Annotated in this window: 23 protein-coding genes; 15 read left to right on the top strand and 8 right to left on the bottom strand. The window is 63.3% G+C overall.

Going from position 1 to position 22,735, the window contains the following annotated elements; all coding sequences use genetic code 11:
* Positions 1–19: 19 nt before the first annotated feature.
* From A5724_RS06855 to pknB, 4 genes are read left to right on the top strand one after another with little or no spacing between them, the layout of a single operon-like run.
* On the top strand, positions 20–1,429 hold the full coding sequence (locus A5724_RS06855; RefSeq protein ID WP_067798195.1) for an FtsW/RodA/SpoVE family cell cycle protein: 1,410 nt from the start codon (positions 20–22) through the stop codon (positions 1,427–1,429).
* Entirely contained in the window at positions 1,426–2,901 is a 1,476-nt protein-coding gene (gene pbpA / locus A5724_RS06850) for a D,D-transpeptidase PbpA (RefSeq protein ID WP_067798192.1), read from the top strand. The genes A5724_RS06855 and pbpA overlap by 4 nt, the downstream gene beginning before the upstream one ends.
* Positions 2,898–4,196, top strand: a complete 1,299-nt coding sequence (locus A5724_RS06845) for a protein kinase (protein WP_067798189.1) — start codon at positions 2,898–2,900, stop codon at positions 4,194–4,196. Before pbpA ends, A5724_RS06845 begins: the two co-directional genes overlap by 4 nt.
* A complete protein-coding gene (pknB, locus tag A5724_RS06840; protein ID WP_067798186.1) occupies positions 4,193–6,073 on the top strand; it encodes a Stk1 family PASTA domain-containing Ser/Thr kinase in 1,881 nt (626 codons plus the stop codon). Before A5724_RS06845 ends, pknB begins: the two co-directional genes overlap by 4 nt.
* Here pknB and A5724_RS06835 read toward each other — a convergent pair.
* Positions 6,051–6,725: an aminodeoxychorismate/anthranilate synthase component II gene (locus A5724_RS06835; protein WP_067798184.1), complete on the bottom strand. Its 675-nt coding sequence runs from the start codon at positions 6,723–6,725 to the stop codon at positions 6,051–6,053. The genes pknB and A5724_RS06835 overlap by 23 nt on opposite strands.
* A 71-nt stretch (positions 6,726–6,796) precedes the next feature.
* Positions 6,797–7,546, bottom strand: a complete 750-nt coding sequence (locus tag A5724_RS06830) for a DUF881 domain-containing protein (RefSeq protein ID WP_067798181.1) — start codon at positions 7,544–7,546, stop codon at positions 6,797–6,799.
* Positions 7,547–7,672: 126 nt separating this feature from the next.
* On the opposite strand from A5724_RS06830, the gene crgA reads away from it, so the two are divergent.
* On the top strand, positions 7,673–7,936 hold the full coding sequence (gene crgA, locus A5724_RS06825) for a cell division protein CrgA (RefSeq protein ID WP_067798178.1): 264 nt from the start codon (positions 7,673–7,675) through the stop codon (positions 7,934–7,936).
* Positions 7,937–8,091: 155 nt separating this feature from the next.
* Positions 8,092–8,511: a PH domain-containing protein gene (locus A5724_RS06820; RefSeq protein WP_067798175.1), complete on the top strand. Its 420-nt coding sequence runs from the start codon at positions 8,092–8,094 to the stop codon at positions 8,509–8,511.
* Positions 8,512–8,514: 3 nt separating this feature from the next.
* On the opposite strand, the gene A5724_RS06815 is transcribed toward A5724_RS06820, so the two are convergent.
* Positions 8,515–9,060, bottom strand: coding sequence for a peptidylprolyl isomerase (locus A5724_RS06815; RefSeq protein WP_197518581.1), 546 nt, complete (start codon positions 9,058–9,060; stop codon positions 8,515–8,517).
* Between the two features lie 82 nt (positions 9,061–9,142).
* Between A5724_RS06815 and cwsA the strand changes: the two genes are divergently transcribed.
* Positions 9,143–9,565, top strand: a complete 423-nt coding sequence (gene cwsA, locus A5724_RS06810; RefSeq protein WP_067798365.1) for a cell wall synthesis protein CwsA — start codon at positions 9,143–9,145, stop codon at positions 9,563–9,565.
* 4 nt (positions 9,566–9,569) lie between these two features.
* Entirely contained in the window at positions 9,570–10,919 is a 1,350-nt protein-coding gene (locus A5724_RS06805; RefSeq protein WP_067798169.1) for an L-serine ammonia-lyase, read from the top strand.
* 7 nt (positions 10,920–10,926) lie between these two features.
* Here A5724_RS06805 and A5724_RS06800 read toward each other — a convergent pair whose 3' ends face one another.
* Positions 10,927–11,571 carry a hypothetical protein gene (locus A5724_RS06800; RefSeq protein ID WP_067798167.1) on the bottom strand — a complete coding sequence of 215 codons (645 nt, stop codon included), beginning with the start codon at positions 11,569–11,571 and terminating at the stop codon, positions 10,927–10,929.
* Positions 11,572–11,851: 280 nt separating this feature from the next.
* On the opposite strand from A5724_RS06800, the gene A5724_RS06795 reads away from it, so the two are divergent.
* The 7 genes from A5724_RS06795 to A5724_RS06760 all read left to right on the top strand — a co-directional run bounded on the left by A5724_RS06795 (position 11,852) and on the right by A5724_RS06760 (position 20,401).
* The gene (locus A5724_RS06795; protein ID WP_067798163.1) at positions 11,852–12,097 is read left to right on the top strand and encodes a hypothetical protein; all 246 of its coding nucleotides are present in this window, start codon (positions 11,852–11,854) and stop codon (positions 12,095–12,097) included.
* 369 nt (positions 12,098–12,466) lie between these two features.
* The gene (locus A5724_RS06790) at positions 12,467–13,237 is read left to right on the top strand and encodes a DUF3800 domain-containing protein (RefSeq protein WP_067798160.1); all 771 of its coding nucleotides are present in this window, start codon (positions 12,467–12,469) and stop codon (positions 13,235–13,237) included.
* Between the two features lie 178 nt (positions 13,238–13,415).
* Positions 13,416–13,649 (top strand): AbrB/MazE/SpoVT family DNA-binding domain-containing protein, encoded by a 234-nt coding sequence (locus A5724_RS06785; protein WP_156752167.1) that lies wholly within the window; start codon positions 13,416–13,418, stop codon positions 13,647–13,649.
* Between the two features lie 12 nt (positions 13,650–13,661).
* Positions 13,662–14,171 carry a hypothetical protein gene (locus A5724_RS06780; protein ID WP_156752166.1) on the top strand — a complete coding sequence of 170 codons (510 nt, stop codon included), beginning with the start codon at positions 13,662–13,664 and terminating at the stop codon, positions 14,169–14,171.
* Positions 14,172–14,441: 270 nt separating this feature from the next.
* Positions 14,442–15,704, top strand: a complete 1,263-nt coding sequence (locus tag A5724_RS32920) for a hypothetical protein (RefSeq protein ID WP_156752165.1) — start codon at positions 14,442–14,444, stop codon at positions 15,702–15,704.
* Positions 15,704–16,873, top strand: coding sequence for a DUF4041 domain-containing protein (locus A5724_RS06765; protein ID WP_067798151.1), 1,170 nt, complete (start codon positions 15,704–15,706; stop codon positions 16,871–16,873). The genes A5724_RS32920 and A5724_RS06765 overlap by 1 nt, the downstream gene beginning before the upstream one ends.
* A 33-nt stretch (positions 16,874–16,906) precedes the next feature.
* Complete coding sequence (locus A5724_RS06760) at positions 16,907–20,401, top strand: DUF4020 domain-containing protein (protein WP_067798148.1); 3,495 nt, start codon at positions 16,907–16,909, stop codon at positions 20,399–20,401.
* A 126-nt stretch (positions 20,402–20,527) separates the two neighbouring features.
* Here the strand turns inward: A5724_RS06760 and A5724_RS06755 are convergent, their stop codons facing one another.
* From A5724_RS06755 to A5724_RS06750, 4 genes are all read right to left on the bottom strand, one after another.
* Positions 20,528–21,058, bottom strand: a complete 531-nt coding sequence (locus A5724_RS06755) for a hypothetical protein (protein ID WP_156752164.1) — start codon at positions 21,056–21,058, stop codon at positions 20,528–20,530.
* A 157-nt stretch (positions 21,059–21,215) separates the two neighbouring features.
* Positions 21,216–21,425, bottom strand: a complete 210-nt coding sequence (locus A5724_RS35095) for an HNH endonuclease (RefSeq protein ID WP_082964899.1) — start codon at positions 21,423–21,425, stop codon at positions 21,216–21,218.
* Positions 21,426–21,627: 202 nt separating this feature from the next.
* The gene (locus A5724_RS33635) at positions 21,628–21,780 is read right to left on the bottom strand and encodes a hypothetical protein (RefSeq protein ID WP_156752163.1); all 153 of its coding nucleotides are present in this window, start codon (positions 21,778–21,780) and stop codon (positions 21,628–21,630) included.
* 76 nt (positions 21,781–21,856) lie between these two features.
* Complete coding sequence (locus tag A5724_RS06750) at positions 21,857–22,726, bottom strand: hypothetical protein (RefSeq protein WP_156752162.1); 870 nt, start codon at positions 22,724–22,726, stop codon at positions 21,857–21,859.
* Between the last annotated feature and the right edge of the window lie 9 nt (positions 22,727–22,735).

Here is a 22,735-nt window from a genome sequence, read left to right as displayed (position 1 = left end):
CACGACGGGCAGCCCTGCCATGACCACCCAGCCGCAATCGCCCGTCACCGTCATGCCGCCGCTGCCGAACCGCCGCAACGCCGAGCTGTTTTTGCTCATCTTCGCGGCGGTGATCACCACGGTGGCCCTGCTTCTCGTCGAGGCCAACCAGGAGCAGGGTCTGCACTGGGACCTCGCCCAATATGCGGTGGCCTATCTCGCGCTGTTCGCCGGCGCGCACCTGGCGATCAGGCGCTTCACCCCGTACGCCGATCCGCTGCTGCTGCCGGTCGTCGCGCTGCTCAACGGCCTCGGTCTGGTGATGATCCACCGCCTCGACCTGGCCGCGGGCGGCCCGCTGGGAAAGGGTTTGGGCGGCACGGCAAATCAGCAGATGCTGTGGACGCTGGTGGGTGTCATCAGCTTTTCGGTGATGGTGATCTTCCTGCGCGACCATCGGATGCTAGCCCGCTACGGCTACGTCTGCGGCGTGACCGGTCTGGTGCTGCTCGTCATTCCCGCTGTACTGCCCCGCTCGATGTCGGAGCAGAACGGCGCGAAGATCTGGATCGAGTTGCCCGGCTTCTCGATTCAGCCCGCGGAGTTCTCCAAGATCCTGCTGCTCATCTTCTTCGCCGCGGTGCTGGTGGCCAAGCGCAGCGTGTTCACCAGTGCGGGAAAGCATTTCCTCGGCATGGACCTGCCCCGGCCGCGTGACCTGGCTCCGCTGCTGGCGGCCTGGATCGCTTCCGTCGGCGTGATGGTGTTCGAGAAGGACCTCGGCACCTCGCTGCTGTTGTACGCGTCGTTCCTGGTGTTGGTGTACGTGGCCACCGACCGGTTCAGCTGGGTGGTCATCGGCCTGGCTCTGTTCGCCACGGGAAGCGTTGTCGCCTATTACATCTTCGACCACGTCCGGGTCCGGGTTCAGACGTGGCTCGACCCGTTCGCCGACCCCGACGGTGCCGGCTATCAGATGGTGCAGTCGCTGTTCAGCTTCGCCACCGGCGGCATCTTCGGCACCGGTCTCGGCAACGGTCAACCGGGTACCGTGCCCGCCGCGTCAACCGACTTCATCATCGCCGCGGTCGGTGAAGAGCTCGGTCTGGTCGGGTTGGCCGCGGTGCTGATGCTGTACACGATCGTGATCATCCGCGGACTGCGTACCGCGATCGCGGTGCGCGACAGCTTCGGCAAGCTTCTGGCCGCCGGGTTGGCGGCCACGCTGGCGATCCAGCTGTTCATCGTGGTCGGCGGGGTCACCAGGCTGATCCCACTGACCGGATTGACGACGCCGTGGATGTCGTACGGCGGTTCGTCGCTGTTGGCCAACTACGTGTTGCTGGCGATCCTGGTGCGCATCTCGCATGCCGCCCGCAGGCCGATCGTCACCCGGCCGCACAACACGCCGATCGCGGCGGCGAGCACCGAGGTGATCGAGAAGGTATGAACACCTCACTGCGCCGGATAGCCGTCACCATCATGGCCCTGATCGTGCTGCTGTTGGCGAATGCCACACTGACGCAAGTCTTCACCGCCGACGGGTTGCGTGCGGATCCGCGTAATCAGCGGGTGCTGCTCGATGAGTATTCGCGGCAGCGGGGCCAGATCTCGGCGGGCGGGCAACTGCTGGCGTATTCGGTGTCGACCAACGGCCGGTTCCGGTTCCTGCGGGTCTACCCCAACCCGCTGGCGTACGCGCCGGTCACCGGGTTCTACTCGTTGAGCTATTCCAGCACCGGCCTCGAGCGCGCTGAGGACACCATCCTCAACGGCTCCGACCAGCGGTTGTTCGGACGGCGGTTGGCTGACTTCTTCACCGGCCGCGACCCGCGCGGCGGCAATGTCGCGACCACCATCAATCCGCAGGTGCAGCAGGCCGCGTGGGATGCGATGGAGGACGGCTGCAACGGCCCGTGCAAGGGCGCCGTGGTGGCGTTGGAACCTTCGACCGGCAAGGTGCTGGCGATGGTGTCGTCGCCGTCGTATGACCCCAATTTGCTTGCCACCCACGACATTCAGGAGCAGTCCACCGCGTGGCAGCAGCTGCGCGACAATCCCGACTCGCCGCTGCTGAACCGGGCCATCGCTGAGACGTATCCCCCGGGTTCGACGTTCAAGGTGATCACCACCGCGGCCGCGTTGCAGGCTGGCGCCACGGAGAACACCCAGTTGACGTCGGCGCCGCGAATTCCGTTGCCGGACAGCACCGCAACGTTGGAGAACTACGGCGGCGCGGCATGCGGCGCAGGCCCGACCGCATCGCTGCGCGATGCGTTCGCCAAGTCCTGCAACACCGCCTTCGTCCAACTCGGCATCAACACCGGGGTGGACAAGCTCCGATCGACGGCCATGGCGTTCGGGCTCGACAGCCCCGCCCCGGCCATTCCGCTTCAAGTTTCCGAGTCCACCGTCGGCCCGATCGCCGACGCCGCCGCCCTGGGCATGTCGAGCATCGGACAAAAAGACGTCGCACTCACGCCGCTGCAGAACGCGCTGGTCGCCGCCACCATCGCGAACAAAGGGGTGACGATGCAGCCCTATCTTGTCGATAGTCTGAAGGGACCCGACCTCGCCAACATCAGCACGACGGCTCCGCGCGAGGAGCGTCGGGCGGTGTCCGAGCAGGTGGCGAATACACTTACGGATTTGATGGTCGCCGCCGAGCAGGTGACGCAGCAGAAGGGAGCCATCGCCGGCGTGCAGATCGCATCCAAGACCGGCACGGCGGAGCACGGCACCGATCCGCGCAATACGCCGCCACACGCCTGGTACATCGCTTTCGCGCCGGCATCGGCCCCCAAGGTTGCCGTTGCTGTCGTGGTCGAAAACGGTGGTGACCGGCTGTCTGCGACCGGCGGTGCGGTAGCCGCTCCCATTGGACGCGCCACCATCGCGGCGGCGCTTCGGGAGGGTTCATGAGCGCACGCGTCGGAGTCACGCTGTCCGGCCGGTATCGGCTGCAGCGTCTGATCGCCACCGGCGGCATGGGTCAGGTGTGGGAGGGCATCGACTCCAGGCTCGGCCGCCGCGTCGCGATCAAGGTGCTCAAGGCGGAGTACTCGACCGACCCCGAGTTCGTCGAGCGGTTCCGTGCCGAGGCCCGCACCGTCGCGATGCTCAACCACCCCGGCATCGCCAGTGTGTACGACTACGGCGAGACCGAGATGGACGGCGAGGGCCGCACCGCCTACCTGGTGATGGAACTGGTCAACGGCGAACCGCTGAACTCGGTGCTCAAGCGGACCGGCCGGCTGTCGTTGCGGCACGCTCTCGACATGCTGGAGCAGACGGGGCGCGCCCTGCAGGTCGCGCACACCGCGGGCCTGGTACATCGCGACGTGAAGCCGGGCAACATCCTGATCACCCCGACCGGCCAGGTCAAGCTCACGGACTTCGGCATCGCCAAGGCGGTCGACGCCGCGCCGGTCACCCAGACCGGCATGGTGATGGGCACCGCGCAGTACATCGCGCCGGAGCAGGCGCTCGGACATGACGCCACCGCGGCCAGCGACGTGTACTCGCTGGGAGTTGTTGGCTACGAATCCGTTTCGGGCAAACGGCCGTTCACCGGCGACGGTGCGCTGACGGTCGCGATGAAGCACATCAAGGAGACCCCGCCGCCGCTGCCCGCCGACCTGCCGCCCAACGTGCGTGAACTCATCGAGATCACGCTGGTGAAGAACCCCGGTATGCGGTACAGGTCCGGCGGGCCGTTCGCCGACGCGGTCGCCGCGGTGCGGTCCGGTCGCCGTCCGCCGCGGCCCAACCAGGCACCGTCGATCGGCAGGGCAGCGCCAACCGCGGTGCCGTCGGCCGCGCAGGCGCGGGCGGCCGCAGACATGACCGGCCGGGCGCCGGCAACCACGGCCAGGCCGCGCCCCGTCACCGGCAGCCACCGCAGCGCTCCGCCGCCGCGGCGCACGTTCTCGTCGGGCCAGCGCGCGTTGCTGTGGGCCGCGGGCGTGCTCGGCGCCCTGGCCATCGTGATCGCGATCCTGATCGTGCTGAACGCCCAAGACAAGAAGGACCGGCAGTCACCGCCGCCAACCGTGACGAATACGATTACCCAGACGACCCCCTTCCAGTCGCCGACGGCGATGCCCGGTTGGACCGATGACGGCACCATCGGTCATGGTGAACGGGATACCGACTTCGTTGCGTCTCCGGCAAAGGTGCCGGTGGCGCCATGGGTACCAGAACAGACATGGAAATGACGACCCCGCAGCATCTGTCCGACCGGTATGAACTCGGTGAAATCCTCGGCTTCGGCGGGATGTCCGAGGTGCACTTGGCGCGCGATCTCCGGTTGCACCGCGACGTGGCCATCAAGGTGCTGCGCGCCGACCTGGCCCGCGATCCCAGCTTCTATCTGAGGTTCCGCCGCGAGGCACAGAACGCGGCGGCGTTGAACCATCCGGCGATCGTCGCGGTCTACGACACCGGTGAGGCGGAGACCGCGACCGGGCCGTTGCCGTACATCGTGATGGAGTACGTCGACGGGGTCACGCTGCGCGACATCGTGCACTCGGAGGGCCCGATGCCCGTCAAGCGGGCCATCGAGGTGATCGCCGACGCCTGCCAGGCGCTGAACTTCAGCCACCAGCACGGCATCATCCACCGCGACGTCAAGCCCGCGAACATCATGATCAGCAAGGCCGGCGCGGTGAAGGTGATGGACTTCGGCATCGCCCGCGCGCTGGCCGACGCCAACAGCGTCACCCAGACCGCCGCGGTGATCGGCACCGCGCAGTACCTGTCGCCCGAGCAGGCCCGCGGCGAGAAGGTCGACGCGCGCTCCGACGTCTACTCGCTGGGCTGCGTGCTGTACGAAATCCTCACCGGGGAGCCACCTTTCATCGGCGACTCGCCGGTCGCGGTGGCCTATCAGCATGTCCGCGAGGATCCCGTGCCGCCGTCGCAGCGGCACAACGACATCTCGCCGGAACTCGACGCGGTCGTGCTCAAGGCACTGGCCAAAAACCCGGACAACCGCTATCAATCTGCCGCGGAGATGCGCGCCGACCTGGTGCGGGTGCACAGCGGCGAGGCACCCGAGGCGCCGAAGGTGCTCACCGACGCCGAGCGGACGTCGATGTTGTCGTCGCCGACCTCGGAGCACCGGACCGATCGGATCGACCCTGTCGGGCGCCCGCAGCCCGGATACGACGACAAATCCGACCGCGGCGGTTCGGTCGGGCGCTGGCTGATCGCGGTAGCGGTGCTGGCGGTGCTGACCGTCGTGGTGACGGTCGCCATCAACATGTTCGGCGGCAACACTCGCGACGTGCAGGTGCCCGACGTCCGCAACATGGTCAGCGCCGACGCGATCGCCAAGCTGCAGAACGCGGGCTTCAAGGTCAACCCGCTGCAGAAGTCGGACTCCACCGTTCCGCCCGACCACGTCATCGACACCAACCCGCCTGCCAACACGTCGATCAGCGCGGGGGACGAGATCACGCTGAACGTGTCGTCAGGTCCTCAGCAGCGTGAGGTCGTCGACTGCAAGAGCATGACCTACGCCGACTGCGTGCAGCGGCTGACCAACGCGGGCTTCGGGAAGTTCAAGGAGAGCCGGTCGGAGTCCACCACTGAGCAGAAGGACCGGGTGCTGACCACGATCCCCGGCCCGAACCAGACGTCCGCGGTGACCAACGAGATCACCATCGTCGTCGGCGACGGGCCGAGGAGCAGGCAGGTGGCCGACGTCAAGGGGCAGACCGAGGCGCCCGCCAGGCAGATCCTGACGGCGTCGGGCTTCGTCAACGTCGTACCGGTTCAGGTCGACAGCACCGCGCCGTGCGGTCAGGTCATCGGCACGCTACCGGCCGCCGGACAGGAAGCGCCGGTCGACACCCCGATCCAGTTGCAGCTCTCCGAGTGCAACCAGTTCGTCATGCCCGACGTGCGCGGCGGGTTCTGGACCGACGTGGAACCGAACCTGCGGGCCGGCTACGGTTGGACCGGTCAGCTGATCCGCGCGCCGGACGTGCAGAACAGCGGTCAGCGGACCAACGCGGTGGTGACGCAGAGCCCGGCGGCGGGCACGCCGGTCAACAAGGACGCGCCGATCACGCTGGCGTTCGCGTCGTAGCGGCCTGCACCGCCTCGGCTACCTCGTCCTCGAGTCGCCGCACCAACGACTCCGCAGGCGCGGCGCCGCAGAAGCCGAGCCAGTTGGCCAGCATCCGGTGTCCGCCTTCGGTGAGGATCGACTCGGGGTGGAATTGCACGCCGTGAATCGGCAACTCGACGTGGCGCACGCCCATGATGACCCCGCCCTCGGTGCGGGCGATGACGTCGAGTTCGGCGGGCACGGTGTCGGGCAGGATCGTCAGCGAGTGGTACCGCGTCGCGGTGAACGGGTTCGGAAGCCCATGCAGCACACCGGTATTCGAGTGGAACACGGTGCTGGTCTTACCGTGCAGCAGCTCCGGCGCGCGGTCGACGGTGCCGCCGAACGCCACCCCGATCGCCTGATGTCCGAGGCACACCCCGAGCAACGGCGTCTTCGCCGCGGCGCACGCCTCGACCAACGCGATGGACGCACCCGCGCGTTCCGGGGTACCGGGGCCGGGGGAGAGCAGCACGCCGTCGAACTGCTGCGCAGCCTTTGCGACGGCGGCCTCGGTGGCCAGGCGCTCGTCGTCGTTGCGCCAGACATCCGCGTGTACCCCGAGCTGACCCAGGTACTGGACCAGGTTGAACACGAAGCTGTCGTAGTTGTCGACGACCAAAACCTGCATCAGGCCAGGTTACAGACCGCGATTTCGGTGTGTTCGGTCGCGACTAGCGCGACTCATCACACCGAAATCACTCAGTAGCCGAGCGGGCCTGCGGGCTTCGCGTACTTCATCCGCACCGGTTCGGTGTGCCCGACCAACTTCACCTGCGGCTGCGGCGTCTCGGTGTAGCCGAGGCCGAACCGCACCACGTACTGCTTGTAGAGCGTCACCAGCGGGGCGGCCGCCAGCGCCGCCTGCATGGCGGCAGCGTCGCCGACCGCGGTGATCACATACGGCGGGCTGTAGGTACGGCCGTTCAACAGCAGCGTATTGCCGACACAGCGCGGAGCCGACGTGCTGATGATCCGTTGATCCTGCATCTGGATGCCCTCGGCGCCGGCGCTCCACAGCGCGTTGAGCACCGCCTCGATGTCCTGCTGATGCACCACCAGATCGTCGGGGGAGGCGTCGCGGGGGAACCGGCCCTCCGCGTCGCGCTGCGCATCGTTGAGGGTGACGACGAGGCCGGGGCCGCGGATCGGGTCCAGGCCCGCGTCGACGGCCAGCTTGGCCGACCGGTTGGTGATGGCCGCCAGCGCCGCGTCCGCGCCGGGTGAGCCGCCATGATGGTTGTCGATGGTCGACACCAGTGAGTCGCGTTCGGCGGTGAGGCGATCCACCGACGTCTGGGCCTCGCGGACCAGGTCGACCAGACGCGGCGCGTCGCTACGCCGGATCTCGCCGCCGCCGGAAACGCCGTGCGTCGCTGCCAACAGCAGACCCGCCAGCAGACAGACCACCGGCACGCCGAACCGCCAGGCGCTACGGCGCGGCTTGTCCATCAGCTCGTCTCCAGGAATTCTTGGCTAGGGTGCTCCTGCGTTAGGCTCGTAGTTACATCGTCGCACCTAGTTGCCCGCAGTCGCACCGCGACTGGTGTGACTACGACCCTTTCCGCAAAGGTAGCCATGCCCAAGTCCAAAGTTCGCAAGAAGAACGACTTCACCATCAACCCGGTGAGCCGGACGCCGGTCAAGGTCAAGGCCGGGCCGTCGAGCGTGTGGTTCGTCGTGTTGTTCTGCGGTTTGATGCTCATCGGCCTGGTGTGGCTGCTCGTCTTCCAGCTCGCGTCGAACGCGATCCCATTCCTGGCCGACCTCGGCCCGTGGAACTACGCCATCGCCTTTGCTTTCATGATCACCGGGTTGTTGCTCACGATGCGGTGGCGCTAGCCGTACCGACCATCGGTATGAATTCAACTTGGTCTACGCGCGTTACCAATTTAGCAACCTTGCGGTCACCGGATCACACTGATGTGATTCATCCCCATTGGGGATAGCACTTGTGGATAACCTCATTAGCAACGGTAAAAGGGTGTTAATCACCGATGCAGCAAACTGAGTGGAGCCCTTCCACGCTCGGAATCGCAGCTTGCGGCATGATCGGGCTTATCTTGGCTATCGCCGCTGTGACGGTGATCACAGATCCTCCCGGCCGCATCCTGCTGGGGATTGCCGCAGTGGGTTTGCTCGTGTTTGCAAGCGCATCGTGGCGCGCACGGCCAAAACTGGCAATCCGTGACGACGGTCTAGTTATCCGCGGGTGGACGGGCTCAAACCTTCTTCGGCCCGCCGATATCAAATTCGTCCGGATCACCGAGTTTCGGCGGTTGGCCCGGAAGGTGCGGCTGCTCGAGATCGACACCAATGACGATCAACTGGTGGTGCTGACCCGCTGGGATCTGGGCACCGACCCGCTCAACGTGCTCGACGCGTTGACTGCCGCCGGCTACGCCGGCTCCCGCTGAGCCTCAGGACACAGTGATCGACTCGATCACCACGGGATCGGTGGGCCGGTCGCTGCGGTCGGTGGGCGTCGTGGCGATGGCGTCGACCACCTTCTGCGACTCCGCGTCGACGACCTCGCCGAAGATCGTGTGGCGGCGGTTCAGGTGCGGCGTCTCGCCGACCGTGATGAAGAACTGCGAGCCGTTGGTGCCGGGCCCGGCGTTGGCCATCGCGAGCAGGTAGGGCTTGTCGAACTGCAACTCGGGGTGGAACTCATCGGCGAATTGGTAGCCGGGGCCGCCGCGGCCGGTACCGGTCGGGTCGCCGCCCTGGATCATGAATCCCTCGATGACCCGGTGGAAGACCGCGCCGTCGTAGAACGGACCCGACGAGCCGCCCGACGCGTTCTCGGTGCTGTAGTCCTTGGTGCCCTGCGCCAGCCCGACAAAGTTCGCGACGGTCTTGGGGGCGTGGTTTCCGAAGAGTGCGATCTTGATGTCACCGCGGTTGGTGTGCAGGGTCGCGGTCGCGGTCTGAATGGGGCTCGTCACGGGATGACAGTGTGCCACCTGCCGTCTAACGGCCGACGCGGGGTGGCACTTGGTGGCAGGCTGGAAGGCGATTGACGATCGCGCCGCGGAAGAGGTGGACATGAGCTTGAAGACGGACGTCCGGTTGACCCCGAGCCAGCGGCTGAGCCGAGGCCTGAAGTACACCGCAGTCGGTCCAGTCGACGTCACCCGCGGCACAGTCGGGCTGAGTCTGCAGGGCGCGCAGTCGGCGGCCGAGCGGATCCGGCGCAGTCTGGAGCAGAGCAGGCTGGCCAAGGAGATCGGCGAGGCGCAGGACACCATCGCCCAGGAATTCGCCGCGGCGCAGGAAGTGATCGCGAGCCTGCCCGCTGTGATCGCCGACGCCCGCAAGCCCAAGCGCAAGCGGCGACCCCTGGTGATCGTCGCGGTCGGCGCGGCGGTGCTGGCCGGGGGAGCGGTGGCGTTCTCGATCGTCCGCCGGTCGATGCAGCCGGAACCGTCGCCGTTGCCGCCAAGCGTCGACGTGACGCCAAGACCGTAATCCCATGGCCGTCTCGGTCTTCGATCTGTTCTCCATCGGCATCGGGCCCTCGAGTTCGCATACCGTCGGGCCGATGCGCGCCGCCGGCCGGTTCGCGCAACACCTCACCGACGAAGGGCTGCTGCCCGATGTGGCGCGGGTGCGCGTCGAGTTGTACGGCTCGCTGGGCGCGACCGGAGCCGGGCATGGCACGCCCGGCGCGGTGGTGCTCGGGCTGGAGGGCAACGAGCCGGAGACCATCGACCCGGCGTTCGCCCGGACGCGGGTCGAAGAGATCAACTCCGGCGGCAAGCTGCTGCTGGCCGGCACCCACACGATTCTGTTCGACCACGCCGCTGACATTATTTTGTCGTTGCGCGCCATGGAGTTTCACAGCAACGGCATGGTGTTCTCTGCCTTCGACAGCGACGGCGACGAGCTGTCGCGGCGTGTGTACTACTCGGTCGGCGGCGGGTTCGTCGTCGACGAGCACGAAGCCGCGAATCCCATCGAAGAGCCCGTCGTCCCGTATCCGTTCAACACCGCCGAGGAACTGGTCCGGCTGGCGACCGAAAACCATTGCAGCATCGCGGAGTTGATGGCCCGCAACGAGGCCGCGCTGGCCCGCGAACCCGATCTGCGGGCGGGCCTGCTGCGGATCTGGGCGGCGTTTCAGGAGTGCGTCAGCGCGGGTCTGGCCGCGTCGGGCACCCTGCCGGGCAGGCTGCGGGTCAAGCGGCGCGCACGTCTGCTGGCGGAGTCGCTTGATGCCGACGACCCGCTGTACGCGATGGACTGGTTGACGGTGTACGCGCTGGCCGTCAACGAGGAGAATGCCGCAGGCGGACGGGTGGTGACGGCACCAACGAACGGGGCGGCGGGCGTGATTCCGGCTGTGCTGCATTACTATTCGCGCTTCGTCCCGGGCGCAACCGACGACGGTATTGTCGAGTTCCTGCTGACGGCCGCCGCGATCGGTCAGCTGTTCAAGGCCAACGCGTCGATCTCCGGTGCTGAGGTTGGTTGTCAGGGCGAGGTCGGTTCGGCGTGCTCGATGGCCGCCGCCGGATTGGCGGCGGTGCTGGGCGGATCACCGGCGCAGGTGGAGAACGCCGCCGAGATCGGCATCGAACACAACCTCGGGTTGACCTGCGATCCGGTCGGCGGCCTTGTGCAGATCCCGTGCATCGAGCGCAACGCCGTCGCTGCGGTCAAGGCGATCACCGCGGCGCGAATGGCGTTGCACGGGGACGGAACTCATCACGTCAGCCTGGACACCGCGATCAAGACGATGCGCGACACCGGCGCCGACATGAAGGACAAGTACAAGGAGACGTCGACGGGCGGACTGGCGTTGAACGTCGTCGAGTGCTGACCGGCGGTCAGTTCATCAAGCCTGGCCGGTCCCGCGGGTCGGAATTCTCCGCACCGATCTGTAGCGCCCGGTTGTAGTGCGCGAGTGCGGAATTCACGTGTGAGGTGAACGCGTCGATCTCGCCCTGCCCCGCATCCGGCCCCGCGTTGAGGCAGATGCTGGCCGCGGCGCCGATCTCATCCACCACCGCTTGGACTTCGGACGTCAACGCCTTTACAGGCGTCGGCAGCATGCTGCTCAGTCGTTGGTTCGCAGAATTCATGCGCTGACAGGCGGCCTTCGCGCCTGCGACGTCGCGCGAGGAGATGGCCGCTTCCGCGCTGCGGATGGCGCTTTGGATGTCCTCGCCCGCATCGGTGGCCTTGGCCGCCCACGCCAACACCGGGTTGGACGCCGACGGCGGCCTGACGGTGCCCTGCCCGCCGACCTCGGAGTGCATGTCGGGGAAGAACTGCGGCAGGGTGTTCGGCCGCGGCGCCCAGGGGGTCGCGTCCGTGGTCGAGGCGGCCGCCGACGGCACCGATCCCATCTCTGTGCCGCCGGTGACGATCGTCGTGGTTACCGCTCCCAGGCCGACCAGTACAGCTCCGGCGGCCACCCACTGCGTGCGTCTGCGTTTCCCGCGGCCCCCGCGCGTGTCCTCACGGTCCATCGTTCCCCCCGTCCCCAAATGCGGCTTCGAGAGTTAACTGTAGATGACCGGCTCCGCACAAAACAGCGGATCCAACCTTCAATCTGACGGCGACGACTGTTGCCCAGGTCGCGACGTCGGATCTGGTCGACGGCTGGCGAGCACAACGCGCAGAACTTGGATATCGCTCGTTGTGCGGGCAGTGCGCACAAGCGAGCCAGCAACCATCCCGCGGACCTACGTTCGTCGAACAGGTTCACACGGAACCACTCGACACCATTTCACAAGGAAAGGCCCAACCATGAAGATCCGCAATTTCATCACCCCCGCCCTGCTGGCCGCGGGCGGAGCCGCCGCGATTACCCTCGCACCGCTGGCCCAGGCGGACGCGACGCCACCGCCGTGCAGTTTCACCGGCAATGCCAGCGTCTGCCAGACGGAGGGCAACGCGCAGGTAAGTGCTCTGCCACCGACGTTCGACTCGCAGGCCCAGTATCCGTTCGGGGAGTACGGCGGACTGCTGTTCCATCACCGCGGCCGGCATTGATGCGTGGTCGCGCTCATTGTCCGTAGGTGTAACGCAGATTCGCGTTGATGAGCTCGCCGATTCGATGGCGCATGTGCTTCAAGAACATTGCATCGGGCGGCGGCTCGTCGACATAGAGCCGGCTCCACTTCGCTATCGCGGAGACGTTGTGGAGCCTAGGAGAATCGAACTCCTGACATCTACCTTGCAAAGGCGAATCGTCCTGCAGTTGAGGGGGTTCCGCCGTTTGCAACCTGCTGAATCACCCGACTGTAGTTAACAGGAGTTATCTGTAACTGTGGGCAAGTTGTGGGCACGATGTGGGCGATCAGCAAATAGAGTCTTTGCATTTTCACCAACCCGTACGCGGCATCGTGCGAGCATGGCCAAGTGCTTGTCGCATACATCGACGAATCCGGCAACACGGGGGATCCAAGCAAGGGAGGCTCTCATACCTTTGTCCTCGGCTGCGTTCTCGTAGACGCCGACGCGTGGCCCGAGGCTTTCGACGGCCTCCTTCGATTCCGACGTCGCATCCGGGACAAGTTCGGTGTCCACATGCGAGCCGAGATCAAGGCCAACTATCTCCTCAGGAACAGTGGCGACCTGCGTCCCTATGCGCTCGGACAGGGCGCCCGGCACGTTATCTATCGCGCACATCTGCGAATCCTGGCGTCTCTCGGCGTGCGGGCCTTCGCGATCGTCATCGACAAGAGGACGGGGTTCACGTCCCCGACAGACTGCTTCGATATGGCATGGGAGGCGCTCTTGCAGCGGCTCGAGCGCACGAGCACGAAAGAACAGACCCGATTTCTAGTCGTTCATGACGAAGGCGAAAACGATGCCGTCCGCCGCTGGGTCCGACGAGCCCGCAGATATCTGACAGCGGGGAGTGCCTACGGAGCTGGCGGTGGAACCATCGTGGCGCCGGCCACCCAGCTCATAGACGACCCGGTTGCGCGGCAATCCACGCAGTCATATTTCATCCAGCTTGCCGACTTGTTGGCCTACGCCGCATTCCGCAGCGTCGTTCCACCGAGCCCTAACCTCCAGACAATCTGCCCGCAGGGAATGTGGGCAGAGGTTGGCGATGCCACTCACCGGAAGGTCGCCGCACTGAAGCCACTTGCCGCCGCAGGAATCGTCCTGAGGAACATGTGAGCAGCACCGGCGGCAGCAACGTTAAAGGCCCCGTCCCGCGGTATGCGAGACGGGGCTGAAAGTGCCTAACCGGATCAGTAGGACCCGGGTCAGCGCTTAACTACAGAATACTGCGCGTTGTAAAAAAAGTAAAACACAGCGCATACTCGACTGCATGCCGCTAGATGGGCCGCACCCGGTGAGCTCGAAGCTCCAGGTGCGCCTGCCCATCCGATTGGCGAAACAGCTCCACATTGAAGGCGGCGACCTCTTCTATTGGCGTTTGTCAGACGATGAGCCTGGCGTCTTGCAACTAGTGCCCGCCGAGGTGGTCGAGCGGCGATACAGCGCAGGAGAACGCATGGAGGCGGCCGAGCGCGAAGTCGCTCAAGAACTGTCTCAACCAGAGGGCACGACAGCGGCGGACGAGTAGGAGGACGTTCGGATGGACACAAGTTCGGCGATCGCTATAGCGGGTCTAACCACTGCGCTGTTGGGCACGCTCACTGTGCCATTGCTCCAGAATTACTTCACAGGCAAGCGCGAAGCGACCGCGCGGATGGACGAGCGGCGACACGCGACCTACGTCGACGCCATCACCTACGCGCAGGTGGTTGAGGAACGGCTCGACGAGCTGACCGAAGACCCGCTGTACAGAACCCACCGCCCGATCCGCCAAACGCCGGACGAACTGATGATTCGAGCCAAACTGCTGCTCGTTGCGCCCTCAGGTATTACACGCGCATTCGACGATCTGACCGATGCCTGGAAAATCCTTAGCTGGAACGTGAACGAGAGCGGGCCTGTGGAGACATACGGCGACGAAGCCGTGTTCTTCGCCAAACGTGACGATAAGGACGTGATTCGAGTAGTCGAGGCCCTCAACAAACTCAAAGACGGCCTCCGGCCGAAGAGGCTCGGCGAGCTTCCCAGCCCGTCGCCGTCGTCGCGATGACTCGGTCGTCGGGCGTCACTTAGAACCAGTCGAACGCTGTTAATGCGCAACGGCACCTCCGTCAGACGCCGGGATGGTGTCGGCGATCAGGTCCAGGACGGCCCGCACTCTCCCTGATAGGCCACAGATGCGGTTGCTGACGGTCAGTGGCTATGCCCTGCTGGCTCGCTGGTCCGCGCGGCTTCTCAGCTAAGGAAGGTGCTCGATAGCCTCGTTGAAGCGGACAAAGATTCCACGATCTTGTTGCAGTCGTAAGTAACATTCGCAGACGTGGGGCGACGAGGATTCTTTGCGGAAATTGCGTATCAACAGAGGCAGCACGAGTTGCAACAGCGACGCCAGTATGCGGCCGCGGTCCAGGCGCACAACCGTGCCGTGCGGGAGGCAGACCGCGCCCAACGCGAATACCAGCGTGCCGTCGAGGCGGCAGCGCGAGCAGCGTCCCGAGAGCGGGTCGCTGCGGCGGTAGCGGCGGAAAAGGCTCATAAGGAAGCGCAACGAGCGACCGCTGAGTCTCTTACGGCACAAGCTGTTGACGCGTTTGAGCAAATCGACACACTGTTAGCGGCGACGCTTGGGGTCGACGACTACGTGGACATTGACTCGCTAAAACAGCGAGTGGAGCACCCACCCTTCCCGCGCGAGGAATTGAGGACGCCTCTTCCCCCGCCTGCGCAAGAGCAGTCGCCGCCGGAACCGAAGTTCATTGCGCCGGCGCCGCCGACTGGTCTGTCAAAAATGTTCGGTGGAAAGAAGCATGCCGAAGCACACGCCAAAGCACACGCGGAGTGGGCCGCGCAGCATGAACGCTGGGCTCATCATGTCAAGCACGTGTTACCCGCTAGATATTCGAAGTTGCTCGAGGAGCATGCCGCTGCAGAGAAGAAACGGACTGAGCTCCTGGCTGAAGCTTTGAAGGTCTACGAGGCCGAATGCGCTGAGCGGGAGCGCAAAGCGGCTGAGGCGAACGCCAAGCTTGAAGTATTCAAGGACGCGCTGGCCGCGGGTGACGCTGCTGCGGTCGACGAATACATGGGAATCGTCTTGAGCAACTCGGCATATCCGAAGGCATTTGAGGTCGGCTACGAGTGGGAATTCGATGCAGAACTGAAGGAACTCACGATTGTGGTGGACATACCGTCCCCGTCAGAGATGCCGAAGGTCAAGGCGTACAAGTACATTGCAGCATCCGACGAGATACGTGAGACACCATGCACCCAGAAGGAACAGCGGGATCGTTACAACCGTGCTGTGGCAGCCGTAGCGGTCCGCACGTTCCATGAAGTATTCGAAAGTGATCGCGAGGGCCGCATTCAAACTGTCTCGCTGACGGTACAAACCGAAACGGAAAACCCCGCAACCGGATTGAGGGAGACGTATCCTCTCGTCGCCGCTGCGGCCGACCGCGACGAGTTCTCCACCTTCGACCTGCGCAACGTCGACCCAGCCCAGACTCTGGCCCATATGCGATCGAACGTATCCAAAAATGCTTTCGCACTGAAGTCAATCAGTACCGCACGCGGTGTCCGCTAGTGAGCCAACCGGAGAACGTACCGGCACTGGCCGACCTCCTGCGTGAGAATGAGGCGCTGAAAGAGCAATACGAAGATGCCCTCGTCGAAATCGATCTGCTCAAGCGTGATGCCGACGCTCTCCATAACATCGGCATCTACACCTACAAGCACCCCCTCGAGAACGCCGTGGCTTACCAAGATGCGCTCGCGTCCATCAAAAACGAAGTGAAATCGTTCATCTCCGAAGGACGCGCCATCGATGCGTCTACCCGCTTCACCTTCGATAATTCCTTGGCGAAGGGCCGGAAGATGACGAGTGATCTCGCCAAGCTGATGCTGCGTGCCTACAACGCTGAGGCCGAAAACTGTGTCCGCTACGTGAAGGCCGGCAATCTTCCGTCCGCCGAGAAACGGCTCACCGGAGCCGCAACGTCTATCGCCCGGTACGCGTCGATGATGGAAATGCACATCAATCCCGACTACCACGCACTGCGCCTACGTGAGCTTGAGCTGACCGCTGACTATCAAATGAAGGTCCAAGAGGAACGAGAAGCTGCTCGAGAGGAACGGGCGCGGCTACGCGAGGAACAACAAGCCGAACGCGAGCTGCGTGCCGAACGCGAACGCCTCGAGAAGGAACGCGCCCACTACGCCAACGTCCTCGAAGCGCTGTCGGGCAGTGGCAGCGACCAAGAGCGCCGAGACCTGGAAGGCAAGATCGCGGAGATTGACGGGCGGATCGCCGAAAACGACTACCGCACAGCGAATATCAGAGCTGGCTACGTCTACGTCATCAGCAACATTGGTTCCTTCGGTCCCGGTATCGTAAAGATTGGTCTGACGAGGCGCCTCGAGCCAATGGACCGAGTCCGTGAACTTGGCGACGCGTCAGTCCCATTCGGTTTCGATGTTCATGCCCTTTTCTTCTCCGACGATGCTGTCAGCGTTGAAGCAGAGCTCCACCGCCGCTTTGCTCACAGGCGGGTCAACAAAATCAACCTACGGCGCGAGTACTTCTATGCCTCACCAGCGGACGTTAAGGCTGAGTTGATCGAGGTCGCCGGGAACCTACTCGAGTTTCACGATGAGCCCGACGCTGAGCAGTACCGTGCTAGCCGAGCAATGACGACTACCTCGCACGCGAGCGTGGTCGAAACATCGTTCAACCTTGATGGCCAAGAAATGTAACGTTGCGTCCCCCTGCGATCGGAGTTCTCAAGGATGCGAATCTGCGGCGTCGAGTTCCCCGGTGGGTTGATTGAAGCGCATGCGTCGGACGCCCTCGTTCTCTTCGTCGGCGCTGGCGCCTCCATGGGGCCGCCATCGTCCTTGCCGTCATTTCAGGCTCTTGTTGAAACGATCCGTGATCAAAGCAATCTGGGCGCAGTCATAGGTGATGTCACCGGCCGACCGCTAGACGAACTGCTGGGTCAGATGGCAGATAAGCCGCACAACGTCGACGTCCATAAGCGAGCTGCGCTTCTGGTTGGGAAGCCCGACTCGAAACCGAACAAGCTTCATTTTGCCGTCGCAAGGTTAGCGGCTTCAAAGACAGTCAGAATCGTGACCACGAACTTTGACCGGCATCTCGAAACTGCGATCGATCAGACGGTCCCGGTGTATGAGGCCCCAGCACTTCCAGTCGGTGATGACTTCGCGGGCCTTGTGTATCTCCATGGCCGCCTAGGTCAGGAACCGCGCAGATTGGTCCTTACTGATGCGGACTTCGGCCGGGCGTATCTAACCGACGCTTGGGCCGCTCGCTTCCTTGATCGGATGTTTGCGGGACATCCTGTGCTCTTCATCGGCTACAGCCACAGTGACGTCATCATGAAGTATCTGGCACGGGGGTTGGGGCGGGCAAAAGACCGTTTTATCCTGACGCCTGAACCTGATTCCGCGCTTTGGAGGCAGCTCGGTATCACCCCCATTGGGTACGAGATCACCCCAGATGGCTCGCACGAAAACCTTGAGCAGGCATTGGCCGAGCTCGCCGCGATGAGCTCGAGAGGAATGCTCGAGCACCAAGAGCATGTCAAGGCTCTGGTGGATCAGCAAGCGCCGTCGCTCATTCCGGAAGATATGTCGTACCTGGAGTCCATCATCTCGGACGAGCAGACTGTAAAGTTCTTCACGAAATTTGCGCAGGGCGAGCTATGGCTGAGATGGATCGCCGAGAAGGAAGAGTTCCGCGTTCTCTTCACCGTGGCTACGGAATCGAAGCCCACAGCGTGGCAGCTTGCGACTTGGTTCGCTGAAAACTATGTCACGGAGGAATTTTCAAGGGTCGGCCTAGCCGTTGCGACACAGCTGGGTGGGCACCTGGGGCCCACACTGGCGTCTGCGATCGGGCGGCATCTGGTCGCGCGGTCGATGCCTCTTTCGCCCGGTATACGTCCGTGGCTACCACTGGTCACTCGGGACTTGCAGGACAGGCGCCCGAACTTCGTCGATTTCGCTCTGGAGAAGTCGTCGGCGGTCGACGACAAAGAGAGCGCACTGTTCCTCTTTGAGCATCTGACTGAGCCTGAATTACGTCTCTCGCCAGGGTATTTCAACGAGGTTTTCGAGATCGGCCTGCGAGGGGACGATTACTGGCTACGCCAAGCCTGGCGTAGTGTTTTCCAGCCGGTCCTGCCGCAGATCGCGTCTGAAATTCTTGCAATAGTCGATCAACACATCCGCAGTGCGGATCGCAAACTAGCGCTAGTAGAGGATTCATCGCAAGCGAGGAGGCGGCCGAGCCTTTATCGAGCCGCAATCGCACCCTCTCCTGCCGACGATTTTCCAGGACCTCTTGGCTTTCTCGTCGATGCTGCCCGAGATTGTCTCGAAGCCCTGCTCGAGGCTGAGGCTATGGAGCTTGCCGGCCAGTACATCAGTTCATGGGCATCAAGCGATGTACTCCTGTTGAAGAGACTCGCCCTTCACGGATGGATCAAGCGGTCAGACGTCGATTCATCGGGTAAGCTCCGCTGGCTGATCGACACTGGATGGCTATTCGATGACGATCTGCGTGCAGAGGTTTTCGAGCTCATCAAACAAGTCCTCGCGCAAACCGATGTGCAGGTAGCGAATGAGCTGGTTGTTAACGTCGCTGTCTCTACGGATGATCGCAGCCGTAGGTGGGCGTTCAACGCCCTGACACTTATTGCTCAGGCCGCGCCAGACTTAGCGAGTGCGCAAGAAGCCTTGGCGGCCCTCATCGCCCAGGATCCAGGGCTGGCTGAACTGACAGCGACTGATCGGCAGGCCGATGCCGAAGCGCCTCAACTCCCAACGACGGTAGAGGATTTACGAAAAGCGATCGATGATGACCTGGGATCCGTGTGCGGTCTTCTGCAGCAGTATGAAGCGTTCGACCGCGAATCAACGACGAGTCGCCGATCGGACGCCATTCGATGGGAAAGTTTCGGTGCCCTGGTGAGTGAAGTAGTCGGAGAGCGGCCGGAGGACGGCTTTGCGATCCTAGGCGTGCTCGGCTCCGATTCCACCGAAGTGGCAAGGTTGCTTATTCATGGTTGGACAAATGCTCGATTGAACATAGAAACGGCTGAACGAGCTATCGATCAGATCGTTCGACTCGACCTGCCGAGTCTGGTCCCGTATATCACCCAGATGCTAGCTGGTCCTGCCTCTGCGCCAGACAAGACGACGGACTGGCGTGCCGTGCCGGGCAGTATGGCTCTCGCGAAAAGATGCTGGGATGCAATAGATCCTGATGCCGGGATGGGCCAGCGCAGTCCCGACATGGTCAGCCAGGCAATAAATCATCCAGCGGGCCGCCTCGCTGAATTCTGGATCGCCGCTGTAAGCGAGCACTGGAATCAACGCGGTGACAACTGGAGCGGACTAGATTCCGAAACTTCTAACTACCTGAAGATGATGTTGAATTGCGGAGATGTCCGATCGGAGATGGTCGAGGTTATTTTCGCCGGCTCACTTCGCTTCTTCCATCGAGCTGATCCGAGTTGGTGCGAGGAGCACCTTCTGCCACGGCTCAAGTGGGATGACGAAGCACGAGCATTTCGCACGTGGGACGGTTTTCTCTCGTTTGGGATGTGGACCAATGGACTACTATCCGCTGGACTACTGGGCGGACTTATCGAGACGGTAGCGCACCTCTCGGAATTCCGATCAGACCGCGGCAGACGGCTGCTTTCCCTCCTGGCCGGCATCGCGATCTACGCCGAGTATCACCCAGGCGAGTGGCTCCCTCAGTTCTTGACGAGTGCAAAGCCTGAAGATCGCCGAGAGTGGGCAAATCGCATAGCTTTTCATCTAAGTTCATTGCCAGCCGATGGTGCTGAGGAGCAATGGCAACGCTGGATGCGGCAGTACTGGACTGACCGATTGGATAGCGTCCCGATGCCGCTGGATATCGATGAAGCATCTGCCATGGCACAGTGGCCGATTAATCTATCAACCTCGATGACCGAAGGGGTCGAACTCGCTCTGCGACATGCTGCGCGACTGGCAACGCCACCGCTCGTCCTCCATCGCCTGGCGGAGGCTTCATCAGAAGAAATCCTGAGGCGTGATCCTGAGCAGATCGCCAGGCTCGTCGCCCACATTCTGGCAGGGACGGAAAGTCCCTGCTACACCGCATTTGAGCTACCCGAGGTTCTCGAGAAGCTAGAACGCTATGGCGCTTCGGAAGCATCAACGCGAGACATCAGAGAACAAGCTATGCGATTGGACATACAGATCAGTTAGCTCACTATGCGATGTGGAGCTGACCGCTACGCTCGAAAATTCCTGGAACCCGTACAGATCATTTTTCACAGGGTGGTGCGGCAGAAGAAGACGGGTGGTAGGGGGACTCCTACCCCTACCACGGCATCACCCTTCGTCGGGTTTCACTAGTTCGGGCAACCTATTCGCGAGATGATCGAGCACCTCTCGCGCAGCTTGATCAGCCTTCGAGACGTCCTCTTTCGTAACCGGGTATGTTCCGTCATCCGCCTGCTTGTCTTTTGCCAGGGCCCAAGAGTAATTCGAGTATGTGTTGACTGCGTGTCTTCCAGATTCAAACAACCTGATGTCGACGCCGGCTGCCTTGACGCGAGCGATGGCTGCTGGCACCTTGTAGTGCCTTGCGGCGGCTCGGTTCTCCCACTTGTAACGCTCCGTGGCGGTCATGTCAGCTGCGCCACCATCGCGGTTCCTGTAGACAACGACCTCCCGCTGTCTGACATTGAATTTGGCTTCTTCGAGGGCTTCTACTGCCTGAACGGCCGCGTCAAGCCGTTGTTTGCGGCGCTCCCGCTTGTCTTCGACTCGATGGGTCCGCCGTACGGCGAGAAGCGCAATGACCGCGGCGATTACTGCTGCCAAACCTCCGAGCCCAGGCGATAGTAGGAACTCACCCAAGTTATGTCCTAATGTGTTGAGCCAGTGCAAGTTTCCATGCGTCTCCCACGCCACAACGGTTGTCACCACTATGGTTCCCCCTGGATGTGTTCCACGCGCCGTTTATCGTGGATTTTCTGTCAAGGCTAATGCAGCGCGGTTCCCGGTGTAGGCGAAACTAAGTTTGCGCGTCAGAGTTACCGGGCGGGCGCTCGTGGTGTCGCTGGGTGTCGCGCTTCGTTTGTCTGCGCCGTGCTGATACCGCTTCCTGTTGCGCCTTTCGCGCGTTGCAGTGTGGGCAGATCGCTTGTGCGTTGTTGGGGTCGTATGGTGCGCCGACGGCCGCGACGCTGACGCTATGGTCGACTTGGGAGGCCGATGAGTGCATCCCGGCAAGCGGACTTGGCAGCGATGGTGGTCGCGCTTGAGCACGCTGCTCCGCACGGTTTTCCGCTGCGCGGTGCCGGTGATCGCGCTGGATGCGTGCGCTGTTTACGTCCCCAACCGACTGTGCCGTCGTTGCAGTACTTTTGGCTACCGCGAATCATGTTCGGGCAGTCGAATGGTCGCGGGGGCAGCGGCGCGGCGCCCTAGGCATGGGTCTTCTGCCGCCGCTGGGCGTCGGGATTGTCGGTAGCGAGTTCGCGTTGTAGTCGGTCGAAGTCGAAGGGGCGCCGTTGTGGGCGGCCGGTTTTGCGTAGGCCGCAGTTGCGGGTCTTCGCGCTGGCCAGGTCCGAGTTCATCACCAATCCTCGATCCCGTGCTGAGCAAGTGGGCGCATCCTCACCTCGTCTTCGAATCAGTCTGTGCCACAACGCTTTAGTTGTCGTCAGGCAGCGACGCCGAAGGTACCGACGACACCGCTATCTTTCGCAGTGGCTTCTGGCGCACGAGCGGTTCCTGCGTCATCGACCGGACTGGTCCCGCAGCCTTATCGGGCGGCGGTGCAGTCACTCGCATACCGTTCTGCGGAAGATTCCGTGCCCCGCGACGACCTTCTGATCTCAAGTCCTCGATCGCCGCGTGAATCTGCGCCTTGTCCGGACACCATGGTTCAAGGTCGTTCTGGACGACGTACAGCAGCCGCTCGGTTGGGTCGGTAGGCCAAGGCATCTCGCCGCTGCGCCAGTCGTGGACCACCTCCGCGATGCGCCGGAAGTAGTAGAGACGGGCCTGCGGATCCAAGCCGGCCATGTCACCGCACTTGCGACGGTCATCCTCACTGACGTTGTGCGTGTAAAGCCCTATCTGCACTGTCCGGATCTCAGAAAGGATGGGCACGGCGGCAGTGATCGTCTTCCATTGGGCCGTGCAGTCGGCGGCGATTGCGTCGGCTGCAGTGGCGACCGTTGCAGGCATCTCGTCGACGGCGGCGTACACCGGCGCCATGACATCGGCGAGGTATGTGGCCAGAGTATGGAGTAACTGCTCGGTATTCGACGCAATCAGCCGAGTCGCCCGGGTACGGGCCGCAGATTCAACTCCTGAAATCACTTCCAGCGTCAACAGACGTTCCGCTTCACGCTGACGGCGGGCAACCTCGGCCGCAACCCAGTCGTCGACCGACCCAGCATCGGCAGGAAAAGCTGCTTCAGTTTCGCTCTGCCCGTGAAGTTCTCGTGCTCGTGCTTCTGCGTGCTCTGCGATCCTGAGCGCCTCGGCGTGTTCGGGGAGCGCCTCCTCGAGCACTCGTGTCTT

It is taken from the genome of Mycobacterium sp. ACS1612 (genome assembly GCF_001667505.1).
Classification (GTDB): Bacteria; Actinomycetota; Actinomycetes; order Mycobacteriales; family Mycobacteriaceae; genus Mycobacterium.
The sequence above is the reverse complement of the archived record's forward strand: the minus strand, read 5'-3'. Positions and strand labels throughout refer to the sequence as shown.